This window comes from Pseudomonas sp. GW101-3H06, from assembly GCF_059424605.1.
In genome coordinates this window covers 5872970-5885789 of record NZ_JBWKZO010000001.1, presented here as the reverse complement: position 1 = coordinate 5885789, position 12820 = coordinate 5872970, and the positions used below count along the sequence as shown (strand labels likewise).

General features: G+C 55.8%; 8 protein-coding genes and 1 tRNA gene. 4 read left to right on the top strand and 5 right to left on the bottom strand.

Annotated elements, in window-relative coordinates; genetic code table 11:
* Positions 1–91: 91 nt before the first annotated feature.
* The 3 genes from AC07ZE_RS27135 to AC07ZE_RS27125 are packed head-to-tail and all read left to right on the top strand — an operon-like array spanning position 92 to position 2930.
* Positions 92–331, top strand: a complete 240-nt coding sequence (locus AC07ZE_RS27135) for a helix-turn-helix domain-containing protein (protein ID WP_207267448.1) — start codon at positions 92–94, stop codon at positions 329–331.
* Positions 332–333: 2 nt separating this feature from the next.
* Positions 334–1377, top strand: coding sequence for a phage integrase (locus AC07ZE_RS27130; RefSeq protein ID WP_207267447.1), 1044 nt, complete (start codon positions 334–336; stop codon positions 1375–1377).
* The gene (locus AC07ZE_RS27125) at positions 1374–2930 is read left to right on the top strand and encodes a hypothetical protein (RefSeq protein WP_207267440.1); all 1557 of its coding nucleotides are present in this window, start codon (positions 1374–1376) and stop codon (positions 2928–2930) included. Before AC07ZE_RS27130 ends, AC07ZE_RS27125 begins: the two co-directional genes overlap by 4 nt.
* Positions 2931–3034: 104 nt before the next feature.
* On the opposite strand, the gene AC07ZE_RS27120 is transcribed toward AC07ZE_RS27125, so the two are convergent.
* From AC07ZE_RS27120 to rpsU, 5 genes are all read right to left on the bottom strand, one after another.
* Positions 3035–3111 (bottom strand) — tRNA-Ile (locus tag AC07ZE_RS27120).
* Positions 3112–3125: 14 nt separating this feature from the next.
* A complete protein-coding gene (locus AC07ZE_RS27115) occupies positions 3126–6872 on the bottom strand; it encodes a bifunctional diguanylate cyclase/phosphodiesterase (protein WP_207267439.1) in 3747 nt (1248 codons plus the stop codon).
* A gap of 123 nt (positions 6873–6995) precedes the next feature.
* On the bottom strand, positions 6996–8843 hold the full coding sequence (rpoD, locus tag AC07ZE_RS27110) for an RNA polymerase sigma factor RpoD (RefSeq protein WP_207267438.1): 1848 nt from the start codon (positions 8841–8843) through the stop codon (positions 6996–6998).
* A gap of 67 nt (positions 8844–8910) precedes the next feature.
* Positions 8911–10881 (bottom strand): DNA primase, encoded by a 1971-nt coding sequence (gene dnaG, locus AC07ZE_RS27105; protein ID WP_207267437.1) that lies wholly within the window; start codon positions 10879–10881, stop codon positions 8911–8913.
* Positions 10882–11362: 481 nt separating this feature from the next.
* Positions 11363–11578 carry a 30S ribosomal protein S21 gene (gene rpsU / locus AC07ZE_RS27100; protein WP_002551877.1) on the bottom strand — a complete coding sequence of 72 codons (216 nt, stop codon included), beginning with the start codon at positions 11576–11578 and terminating at the stop codon, positions 11363–11365.
* A 199-nt stretch (positions 11579–11777) separates the two neighbouring features.
* On the opposite strand from rpsU, the gene tsaD reads away from it, so the two are divergent.
* Positions 11778–12803: a tRNA (adenosine(37)-N6)-threonylcarbamoyltransferase complex transferase subunit TsaD gene (gene tsaD, locus AC07ZE_RS27095; protein ID WP_207267435.1), complete on the top strand. Its 1026-nt coding sequence runs from the start codon at positions 11778–11780 to the stop codon at positions 12801–12803.
* Positions 12804–12820 lie beyond the last annotated feature (17 nt).

Genomic DNA, 12820 nt, shown 5'->3' with positions numbered 1-12820 from the left:
CTGATAACCTCTCTAGGTATATTGCGGAAGAAAGTACACGTTCGGGTACTATGCTAGGTACCCGTATGGAACCTTGTCAAGGGGATATCGGGTGGAACTTGCGGAAAAATTAAAGGTGATGCGATTCAAGGAGGGAATGACTCAGATGGAGCTGTGCGAATCGACAGGGCTGAGCCTAAGCAGTTACAAAAAATACGAATTGGGATTGCGTACCGAAGTCAGTTTTCTGGCTATGCAAAAAATTGCCAGTCACCCGAACTTCAAGAAGTACGCGCTGTGGCTGCTGATTGATGAGACCGCCCCTGATGCTGGTCAGATCAGCCCGGAGTAGCCATGTCGATCAAGCAAACCGCAGACGGTCGCTACAAGGTGGACTGTCGACCGGAAGGAAGCGATGGCGGTCGGATCCGCAAAATGTTTCGCACCAAGAACGAAGCCTTGGCGTTCGAGCGCCGAATAATGGGTGACGGGGTCAGGGGCGAGTTCGAAAAGAAGGGCAAAGCAGACACTCGCAGGTTGAAAGACCTGGTGGAGCTCTGGCATACGTTGCATGGCCAAACCTTGAAGACCGGAGATCAGCGTAAAGAGCTGCTGCTGAATATGGTCGAGCGGATGGGAAATCCGAAGGCGGTAGCGTTCAATTCTTCCCATTTTGCCCAGTACCGTGCGGAACGTGCCGAAGGGAAACATTCCAGGTACACAAAGGAAGGCAAGCCAGGGCGCCCTGTGAGCGCGAATATGTTGAACCATGAGCTGGCCTATTTGCGTGCGGTGTTCAACGAGCTGGAGAGGTTGAGTGAGTGGAGTTTGCCAAACCCATTGGCCAATGTTCGGGGGTTAAAGTTCGACGAAGCGGAGATGGCTTATCTGCTGGATGAGCAAATCGATGTTCTGTTGACATACCTTGCCTCACTCGACGGCAATGCCTTGCTGATCGCCGAAGTATGTTTAGCAACCGGAGCACGATGGGGGGAGGCGGAAAGTCTGCAACCACGGCAAGTGCGTAACAAGCTGATCCATTACAGCAAGACCAAGTCCAGCAAGAACAGAACGATTCCAATCTCTGAGGAGTTGTACAAGCGCCTACAGAAAGCACTACCGTTTCAACCTTCTTACGAAGTCTTCCGACGGGCAGTTGATGCAATCGATTTAGTGTTGCCGGCGGGGCAATTGACACACGTTCTGCGCCACACATTTGCTAGCCACTACATGATGAACGGCGGCGATATCATCACGCTCCAAAAGGTACTGGGGCATGCGACCTTGGCTATGACCCAAAAGTATGCACATTTTAGCCCGGGGCACATGGCCAATGTGGTGCACTTGAACCCTCTGGTAAGCGTTACAGCTAGGAAAGCAAAAGGAGATGGAACTTGATAGTGCCTTCATATACAAGAGAGCTGACTAGTATTAAAACGGAGTTGTCCCGATACTCCCATTTTTCTGTCTTTAACTGTGGGCTGAACTATCTTGATCAGGGTCGCAGTCTGAACCATATGCCGTGGATTGTGATGTTTCTCTTGAAGCTTTCGCTCCTAGAGAAAGACGGTCCTCTTGAAATGAATAAAGATGATTTTTTAAGGGTTGCGAATAGAATTTATAGCTTGTCAACAAAGTTATTGGATATTTCGCCTGAAGTTTTCATGTTGATGATGCGGGCAATGGTTATACAGCAATTATGGTATCAAGTTCCAGTTATAGATACCTGGCGTCATGTGGTCCTACAGCGCGTGCTACTTGAAAGGTCTTTCGATTTCAATAATAAGCTTTTTGTTGAAAAGGTTGGTATTACGCTCATAGATTACTACAAGGTTGCAAATTATCTTTTAGCGGTAGTCGGTAATAAAGACGCAAATAGTGTAGTTAAGTGGAGTATGTCGACGTTCTATTCACATCTGTCTCCTGCAATAAGTGACCAGGTACTGGTCGGTTTTTTAAAGCTTGTGTCAGTACCCTTTAATCAGCTTCCGGAGTATCTGCAAGAGTATGCGGTCAAAGACTGCAATTCAGCGGAGTTGTATCAGGAAACTCCGTTTAAAAATAAACCGATCATTGTCGAAAATGATGGGCTAGTGATTTTCAATGCTGGTTTATGCGTCTCTGGACTCAGAAGTATAGCCATGGACGTTCTGAAGGGGTGTCCGGAGTTTTATTCGAAATTTGGTCTTGATGTAGAGGCGTACATTGGTGAGCGGTTGAGGGTGACATCTATGGACGTGTATTCAATACCTGAGTTGAATAAAGTCATTCCGATAAAAATAGGGAAGATTGCAGATTACGTAGTTGTTGATAAAGATGATGTGTTTGTCTTTGAGTCGAAAGCTATAACTCCGTCCGTTTTGATGAGGTGCGCTTACGATCCGAGTTTGTTGTCCGAGCTTTTGAAAGAAAGCTTTATTAAAGGTATTGAGCAAGGGCAAGAGACTGCCTTTAAGTTGGCTGCGACAGAAAAGTTTAAGTCTAAGAAGGCGCGTATTGTAGTTGTGACTTTGGATGAATTTCATATATACGGTGGTGAGTACGTCGCTCATTATATAAAGGAAGGCTTTGAGCGAGCGCTTAACGAAAAATATGGGTGCCTTCCAGTACAGCTGCAGGATGTTATTTATATGACATTAAAAGACTTGCTAACACTTACTGAGTGGTTGAAAGGTAAGCCCGCGGGATCTTTGGCTGAACTGTTCAATGAGATTGAAGAGGACAGTAAAAAGACAGGAGGGGGGCGGTTCAGCATTTCCCACCATATCAGCGAAAAAATTGGTCCAGAGGTCATGGGGCCGATTGGAGTAGGAGATGCTTTGAACAGAACTCAAGCAGAGATGCAGCATCTGTTGTCGTCGAACCAGAGCTTTCGGAAAGGGCAGCATCCTGCATCTTTCATAACTGCATTCGAGCGATTTAGGCAACAACTACGGCAGAGTTTCGCATAAGTGGTGGACAGTTTTTGGACACTTTGCCAGCCGCTGGGCTTCGGCTCCATTCGTATTATTATGCTTCAGACAGAGCAAAGCCGCGCAATGCGCGGCTTTGGAGTTGGTGGGCCCACACGGACTTGAACCGTGGACCAAAGGATTATGAGTCCTCTGCTCTAACCAACTGAGCTATAGGCCCCAGTAGGTCGCGGATTATAGCGACGGTTTCGCGGCTGTGCTATCCGAAAAATCCAATACGGCTGTACGAAGAAACGTCGCGGCGAATTCGTCGGGGGGCAAGGGCAGGCTGACGATGTAACCCTGGATCTGCTCACAACCCTCGAAGGCCAGAAATTTTTGCTGTGCCTGGGTTTCGACGCCTTCGGCAATCACGGTGAATTGCATGCTGCGGCCGAGCGCGATGATGGCGCGCACGATGGCGGCGTCGTGGGGATCATCCGGCAATCCGCGAACGAACGATTGGTCGATCTTGAGAATGTCCAAGGGCAGGCGCTTGAGGTAGCTCAAAGACGAATAGCCCGTGCCGAAGTCGTCGATAGCCAGTTGTACACCCAGCTGCTTGAGTTGATGCAACACGGCCAGCGCTTCTTCCGCCTGGCTCATGATGAAGTTTTCAGTGATTTCCAGCTGCAAGAGCCCGGGTTTGAGGCGGTAGTCCTTGAGCAATTGTTCGATGCGCCCGAGCAGGTTCGGTTGACGCAGCTGAGCGCCCGCGAGGTTGACCGACAGCGGGCCGAGGCCCACGTAGGTTTTGTTCCACTCGTGTAGTTGCCGGCAGGCGGTCTCAAGCACCCAGTCACCGATTTGCAGGATCATGCCGTTTTCTTCGGCCAGGGAAATGAAGTGCTCCGGTGGTACGTCGCCAAAGGTCGGGTGGCGCCAGCGAATCAGTGCCTCGGCACCGACCAGGCGATAGTCGTCGAGGCTGATCTTCGGTTGGTAGCACAGGTAGAGTTCATTGCGCTCGATGGCGCGTCGCAGTTCATGCTCCAGTGCTATGCGTTCACTGGCTTGCGCGGTGAGGTCGCAGGTGTAGCTTTCGACCCGGTTACGGCCTTTGGCTTTGGAGCGATACATTGCCGCATCGGCGTTCTTGATCAGCGTGGCCACATCGCAACCATCCTGCGGATAAAGGCTGGTGCCGATGCTGGAACTGATAAAGAACTCATGCTCCCCAGCCTGGAAAGGTGCGGTGAAGCAATTGAGCAGCTTGGTGGCGATGTTGTCGGCATCGCTGGGTTGCTGCAGGCCGGGCAACAGGATGATGAACTCGTCGCCGCCCAGGCGTGCCACGGTGTCGATGTCGCGCAACTGCTCCTTGAGGCGCACGGCAATTCCCTTGAGCAACAGGTCGCCGACCGGGTGGCCGAGGCTGTCGTTGATGTGTTTGAACCGGTCCAGGTCCAGGAACAGCACTGCGCCCTGGCCACCGACTTCTCTCTGGGTATTGAGTGCGGTCTGCAAGCGACTTTCGAACAGCGTGCGGTTGGGCAGGCCGGTCAGTGGGTCGTGGTGAGCCTGGTAGTCGAGTTTGGCCTGGGCGTGTTTGAGGCTGGAAATGTCGGCGAACACTGCCACGAAGTGGGTGATGAATTTGTCCCGGTTACGCACTGCGCTGATGGTCAGCCAACTCGGGTAAAGCTCGCCATTTTTGCGCCGGTTGGAGATCTCGCCTTGCCAGTGCCCTTCGGCGGTCAATTGATGCCACATGGCGGCGTAGAACGCGCTGTCATGCAGGCCCGAGGCAAGTAAACGCGGGGTATGGCCCAGTGCTTCGCTTTCGCTGTACCCGGTGATTTCGGTAAATGCGCGGTTGACGGCGCTGATGTGCTGCTGGGTGTCGGTGATCAATACGCCTTCGGCGGTGCTCTCGAACACAGTGGCGGCCTGTTGCAGTTTTTCCTGCATCAGATGGCGCTCGGTGATATCCCGGGCGATGGTCAGCATGCAGTCCTCGTCGCCGATCGGCAGTGGGCGACTGGATACCTCACAGAGGCGGATCTGCCCGTCGCTGCGGCGGATATGGCAACTGAAGTCGCGGACAAAGCCGTCGCGATGCAACAGGTCAAGCATCTGCTTGCGTTCGTTGAGGTTGACCCAGATCCCCAGATCCAGAGCCGAGCGATCCACGGACATCGCACTGTTGAAACCAGTGATACGGCTGAAACCTTCGTTGACTTCCAACAGCAAGCCATCACTTTGCCGTGACAGCAGCAAGCCATCCGGGGAGGCGTGGAAGGCTTTGGCGAATTTCTCTTCGGAGGTTTGCAGCTGCTGTTGGGTTTCCTTGAGCTGGGTGATGTCGCGTACGACCACCACCAGTGCCGGGGTTGTATCGAGGTCGAAGGGTTCGGCCGAGATCAGGCCGGTAAACACCTGACCATTGCTGCGGCGAAAGGGCATCTCGAGGTTGCGGATGCTGCCGGCCTGCAAGCGTTGCAACAAGCCGGGCCCCACGCCGGGAATGCCCCAGATGTTGAGGTCGGTGGCGGTCTGGCCGATAACGTCCTCGGCCTTGAGGCCGATCTGTTCTTCGAATGCTTCGTTAACCTCCAGCAGGCAACCGTCGGAGAGCCGCGCAATGACCAGAATGTCCGGGCATTGCTGGAATACCGAAGCAAATTTCTGTTCCGACAGACGAAGTGCTTCTTCGGTGCGCTTGGTTTCACTGATATCGATCATCAGCCCGCGCATCACCGGTTCATGGCCGTGTTCGATCAGGCTGACGATATCGCGGACCCACAAGCAGCGCCCGTCAGCAGTGATAACCCGATAATCGAGGCTGTGGTCGCGTCCGGCCAGCACTTCGTGATCGCAAAAGCTCTGTGCGCGGGTGAGGTCGGCGGGGTGAATGATGTTGCGCCAGAAGCCTGGAATCAGCCAGTGGGACAGGGGGTAACCGAGCAGATCCTCGGCGTGGGGTGACACGTAGCTGTAAGTGAAGTCGCTAATCCGCGCTTCCCAGGCGATGGCCGAGAGGCTTTCTACCAGCCCGCGGTAGTGATATTCGCTACTGCGCAGCTCCTGCTCCAGATCAACCCGGCGGGCAATTTCCGAACTCAGCCGGCGGTTGATGCGGATCACTGCTGCCAGCACCGTGATCAGCAGCAGCAATCCTGGAAGGCCATAGACCAGCAGATCGGACCAGAAAGTCCGGTGGTCGAGGACGTTACCGACCCATTGTTCCTGGATTGTGCTGATTTCGGTCGGGGTCATGTCCGCCAGGACTTTGTCCAGGATGCCGGCCAGCATCTTGTTGTCTCGCGGCACGCCCATGGCCAATTGATAGCGATACGGCGTTTCGCCGCTGACATATAGCCCATCCAGCTTGAGCTGGCGCAAACTCCAGACGCTGGAAGCCAGATCACCCACCACGGCATCCACTTCATCTGTTGCCAGCGCCTGCAGGGCCGAGCTGACGTTGGGCATGGCCACCAGATTCAGGTCGGGATGGTGGGTGCGCAGCAGTTCATGGGGCGCATAATTTTCCACCACGGCGATTTTCAGCCCGTAAAGGTCTTGGAGCTTGCGCGGTTGAGGGCCGCCGACATGAGCCAGGATGACAATCGGGAAGTCCAGATAGGGGCGGGTAAACGACAGATAAGCCTGTCGTTCAGGTGTCGACATGATGCCAGGCAGCAAGTCCAGCTTGCCTTGCTTGGCCTGCTCCAGCACAACCGACCAACTGACGGGTTCGATGGGCGTGAGTTTGACCGCCAATCGCTGGCGAATCAGGTCGATATAGTCTGCAGCAAGTCCCTGGTAACGGCCCTGATCGTCACGAAACTCAAAGGGGGGCCAGGACGCATCGACACCCAGGCGCAAGTCCGGGTGGGCCGCAAGCCAGCTACGTTCTTCGTCGGTCAGAGTCAGCGCGCCAGCCGTTGCGGTCCAGGTCATCAGCGACAGCAAAAAAAACACGGTCGGCAGTCTGGGCATAACGGTCTCGTTATGGCTCGGGGAATGATTCGAGTGTAGACGGGCAAATCGACGGGAGGGGTATGGCGGGGGATTAAAATCTGCATAAAACAAAACCCCCGGCCTGGGCCGGGGGTTTTGTGATCACTCGTCCAGGAAGGAGCGCAAATGCTCGCTTCTCGTCGGGTGGCGCAGCTTGCGCAGCGCCTTGGCTTCGATCTGACGAATCCGCTCACGGGTCACGTCGAACTGCTTACCAACCTCCTCAAGGGTGTGGTCAGTATTCATGTCGATACCGAAGCGCATGCGCAGTACCTTGGCTTCACGGGCAGTGAGGCCGGACAGCACTTCGCGAGTCGCTTCTTTAAGGCTCTCAACGGTAGCAACATCGATTGGCGACTGCATGGTCGAGTCTTCGATGAAGTCACCCAGATGGGAGTCTTCGTCATCACCGATCGGGGTTTCCATGGAGATCGGCTCTTTAGCGATCTTCAATACCTTGCGGATCTTGTCCTCAGGCATTTCCATGCGTTCGCCCAGCTCTTCCGGCGTCGGTTCGCGACCCATTTCCTGCAACATCTGACGGGAAATACGGTTGAGCTTGTTGATCGTCTCGATCATGTGCACCGGAATACGGATGGTGCGGGCCTGGTCGGCGATCGAGCGAGTGATCGCCTGACGGATCCACCAGGTGGCATAAGTCGAGAATTTGTAGCCGCGGCGGTATTCGAACTTGTCTACCGCTTTCATCAAACCAATGTTGCCTTCCTGGATCAGGTCGAGGAATTGCAGGCCACGGTTGGTGTACTTCTTGGCGATGGAGATCACCAGACGCAAGTTCGCTTCAACCATCTCCTTCTTCGCGCGGCGGGCCTTGGCCTCACCGATCGACATGCGACGGTTGATGTCCTTGATCTCGGCGATGGTCAAACCGGTTTCGGTTTCCAGCGCGGTCAGCTTCTGCTGGCAACGAATGATGTCCGGTTGCAGGCGACCAATGGCTTCAGCGTATTTGGTCTTGCCCTTGGCCAGTGCGTCGCTCCAGCTTTCGTCGATTTCATTGCCCGGGAACTGGCGCAGGAAGTCGGCACGCGGCATGCGTGCATCACGAACGCAGAGCTGCATGATTGCACGCTCTTGTTGACGCAGACGGTCCAAAGCACTGCGAACACGCTCGACCAGGCCTTCGAATTGCTTCGGCACCAGTTTGATCGGCATGAACAGCTCGGCCAGTGCCAACAACTCGGCAATCGCTGCCTTGTTGTGACGACCGTGCTTCTTCAGGGCCTTGCGGGTGATTTCCATCTGATCGGCCACAGCGCCAAAACGCTGTGCGGCGATGATCGGATCCGGACCGCTTTCGGCTTCTTCTTCGTCATCCGAGGCTTCGGCGTCTTCGTCGTCGGAGTCGTCATCCGCTTTCGCGGCCTTCGCATCGATCGGCGGCGGCACTTCTGCCGCAGGCGGCGCAATGCCATCGTCCGGGTCGATATAACCGCTCAGGACGTCGGACAGGCGACCACCTTCGGTGGTGACGCGAGTGTACTCGGAGAGAATATGGTCAACCGTGCCAGGGAAGTGCGCAATGGCGCTCATCACTTCACGGATGCCTTCTTCGATACGCTTGGCGATTTCGATTTCGCCTTCACGAGTCAGAAGCTCGACCGTACCCATTTCGCGCATGTACATGCGCACCGGGTCAGTGGTGCGACCGATATCGGTCTCCACCGCCGCCAACGCAGCGGCTGCTTCTTCCGCAGCGGCCTCGTCGGTATCGGCGTCGGCCAGCATAAGGGCGTCCGCATCCGGAGCACTCTCGTGTACGGGGATCCCCATGTCGTTAATCATGCGGATGATGTCTTCCACCTGCTCTGGATCTGAAATATCCTCGGGCAGGTGGTCGTTGACCTCGGCGTAAGTCAGATACTTCTGCTCACGGCCCAGTTTGATCAACTCAATAATACGAGACTGCTGTTGCGCTTTTCCGGACATAACACCCTATCCACTGAAGGTCTTGGCGGGCAAAAAACAAGCCGAGGATTATACCTGAGCTATGACCTCACGCGCCAGTTGAGGTCGGGTTTGATGCGGAAACATTCTGTTTTAAGAGGTCGCGCATCTGTTTTGCTATCTGAATTTGCTCTTCAGCCGACAATCCCGGCTGCCTTGCTTTCTTGATGAGTTCGTCGAGGGTCTGCGTGTGCTGACCCGCGGATAATCTAGTAATGGTGTCTAAAAACTGTTGTTCAAGGTTGTCGCCGTCAATTAGCCACTCCTTTTCTGCGAGTGCTCTCAATAGGCGACCTTGCTCTGTGCCGTGCCAACGGGCCATCAACTGAATAGAGTTTAGCTTAGGATTTTTCTGCACGGCCTCGATCAAGGCGATTAGTACCTGAGCGTACGTGTTGCTCTCGTTGGCAAAATGATCGGCACTCTCAACCTTGCCGGCCAGTTGTGGGTGGTGGATAAGCGTTCGCAACGCGATAAGCGTCGGGGCTTCTACCGCCACTGGCGTGCGTGGAGCATAGGATTCATCGCGATCACCGCGCTTGCCGTTTTTGCTCCACGGTTTCTTGTCCCATTTTTTGCCGCCGGCACCGGGCTTCTTCGGCGTCCATTCCTGCTGGGGCGCGTAGGCCTCCTGGGGTTGATGGAAGTCTGAATAGTCCGGCATGGCGTCGTAATCCATACCCGGGTCATAGGCTGGCGGCGCGTCTTGAGGCGCGCTGTGAACCAATTGGCTGACCGCCTCGCCGCTCAAGCCGGTGATTTCCAGCAAGCGTTGACGCATCAGGGTGCGCAGATTGGCGCCTGGGACCTTGTCGATCAGCGGTGCCGCGAGGGTGGCCATATGGGCCTTGCCTTCGAGGGAGCGCGGATCGGCTTCTTCGGTCAGTTGCTGGAAGAAGTAGTCCGCCAATGGCTGAGCGTGCTGGTTGATGCGTGCTCGGAAAGCGTCGGTACCTTCGGAGCGGATCAGGGTGTCCGGGTCTTCACCTTCGGGCAGGAACAGAAAGCGTGCCCGACGGCCATCCTGCAAGCTCGACAGCGTTGCTTCCAGGGCTCTCCAGGCGGCATTGCGGCCAGCCTGGTCACCATCAAAGCAGAATAAGACGCTGGGCACCACGCGGAACAGGCGCTTCAAGTGTTCTTCGCTGGTGGCGGTGCCGAGGGTGGCCACGGCGTTGCGCAGGCCCTGTTGAGCAAGGGCGATCACGTCCATATAGCCTTCAACCACGATGATTTCATCGAGGTTGCGGTTGTTCTTGCGGGCTTCGAACAGGCCGTAGAGTTCCTGGCCCTTATGGAATACCGGGGTTTCCGGAGAGTTCAGGTATTTGGGCTTATCGTCACCCAATACCCGGCCGCCGAAGGCGATGATCCGGCCGCGGCTGTCGCGGATCGGGAACATCACGCGGTCACGGAAGCGGTCATAGCGCTTGCCGGTCTCGGCATTTTCCACCAATAGGCCGGCGTCGATCATGGCTTTCTGTTGAAGGGTGTCGCTGCTCAGGTGCTTGTACAGGTTGTCCCAGCCTGGTGGCGCAAAGCCGAGGCCGAAATCACGGGCGATTTCACCGGTTAAGCCGCGACCCTTGAGGTAATCGACGGCGGCCTTGCGCTGGGGATGGCTTTTGAGCGCCTGGCGGTAGAAGTCGGCGGCGGCCGTGAGCAGCGGGTACAGCGGTGAGTCAGTCGGCTGTCGGGGTTTGTGCGATCGGCCGCTTTCTTCCCGGGGAATTTCCATGCCGGCGGCCTTGGCCAGTTCTTCGACAGCCTGGGGAAAGTCCAGGTTGTCGTGATCCATGATGAAGCCGAGGGCATTGCCGCCAGCGCCGCAGCCGAAGCAGTAGTAGAACTGTTTGTCAGGGCTGACGCTGAAGGACGGGGTTTTCTCTTTGTGAAACGGGCAGCAGGCGGTGTGGTTCTTGCCGGCTTTTTTCAGTTGCAGGCGAGAGCTGACCACATCGACGATGTCGGTGCGGTTCAGAAGGTCGTCAATGAAGCTCTGGGGAATTAGCCCGGCCATGGCGTTCTCGTCATCTGCGCTGAAAGTAACCCGAAACGAGGTGCTGCCGAGCGCGGGTCGTTGTGTGAGGCGCGCAAGGTGTGCGGCTCGACCAGTGTCGTGTGCGTAATCGCTGTCGGGAAGTGTATCTGCCGAAAATCCACTGACGTTAATAACATTCAGTATTCGACACTTTGAAAGTGTTGCGCTGAGTCCGTCTGCGACCAGTCATTGGTCTCGGATAGCTCATAATTTGGCACGCTAGAGGTGCCTCGGGCTGATCGTCGTGAGAGGAATCAGTGGGTGTGCTCGTCAGTAGCCTTGAAAGGCTCGTCAGAAAAGACGTGCACCGCTGGCAAAAGAGCCAGGTCTGACGCGGTGAAGCAGATTCGTCTCTGTCGCGTCTGCGGCTTCGACGGTGAAGCATCAAGCGTTTTACGCAAATGCCATAAGCCCGGCTGAGGGCCGGGCTTGGCAGAAGCTTGCTACGAACGTCTGTGTATTAGTACAGACGAACGGCGCGGCGCTGTTCGCGCTGAACTTTCTTAGCGTGACGCTTAACAGCGGCTGCTGCTTTGCGCTTACGCTCAGAAGTTGGCTTCTCGTAAAATTCGCGGCTACGAACTTCAGCCAGTACACCGGCTTTTTCGCAGGAGCGCTTGAAACGACGCAGAGCTACGTCGAAGGGTTCGTTCTCTTTTACTTTGACGGCTGGCATCCAGAGCTACCTTCATTCATTACCGGGGTCAACATCCTCGCGGCAAAAGAGCACTTGAAGACGTCGGTTTTTAAGGGTTGCGGATGTTAACCCCTCAACGCTCGGAATGCAAAGCCTCTGATCGAAAACCGCTGGTCGGGGCATCGCGCGGCGACTATTATGCGCGCCTTCGAATTCAGCCTAAACAAGGCGCAAACCCATGCTAGTACTGGGATTAGAAACCTCCTGCGACGAAACCGGCGTCGCACTATACGACAGTGAGCGGGGCCTGCTGGCCGACGCGCTGTTCAGTCAGATCGACCTGCACCGCGCCTACGGCGGTGTGGTGCCGGAGCTGGCCTCGCGTGACCACGTCAAGCGCATGCTGCCCTTGATTCGTCAGGTGTTGGCCGAAGCCGACTGTGTGCCAACCGAGATCGACGCCATCGCTTACACCGCCGGTCCCGGCCTGGTAGGGGCATTGCTGGTGGGCGCTTCCTGTGCGCAGGCGCTGGCCTTTGCCTGGGGCATTCCAGCGCTGGGCGTGCATCATATGGAAGGTCACCTGCTGGCACCCATGCTGGAGTCGCAACCACCGGAATTTCCGTTCGTCGCTTTGTTGGTGTCCGGCGGTCATACGCAGTTGGTGCAGGTCGACGGAATCGGTCAATACACGCTTCTGGGTGAGACTCTGGACGACGCCGCGGGCGAGGCCTTCGACAAGACCGCCAAGATGATGGGGCTCAATTATCCGGGTGGCCCGGAAATCGCTCGCCTGGCGGAACAAGGGGTTGCAGGGCGCTTCGTTTTCCCGCGTCCGATGTGTGACCGTCCTGGACTGGATTTCAGCTTCAGCGGTTTGAAAACCTTCGCCTTGAATACCTGGCAGCAGTGCGTGAGCGCCGGGGACGACAGCGAGCAAGCCCGTTGCGACATCTCGCTGGCGTTCCAGCAGGCCGTGGTGGAGACTTTGACCATCAAGTGCAAGCGTGCCCTCAAGGCTGCAGGCATGAAGCGGCTGGTGATTGCTGGCGGCGTGAGCGCCAATAAGGCATTGCGCGCTTCTTTGGAAAAAATGCTCGGCGACATGAAGGGCGATGTTTTTTATGCCCGCCCGCAATTCTGTACCGATAACGGTGCAATGATTGCCTTCGCTGGTTGCCAGCGCTTGCAGGCTGGTCAGCAGGAAAGCCTGGCGATCAGTGTGCAGGCACGCTGGCCGATGGAGCAGCTCTCGGCGTTGTGATGAGTGTTGCTCATGGC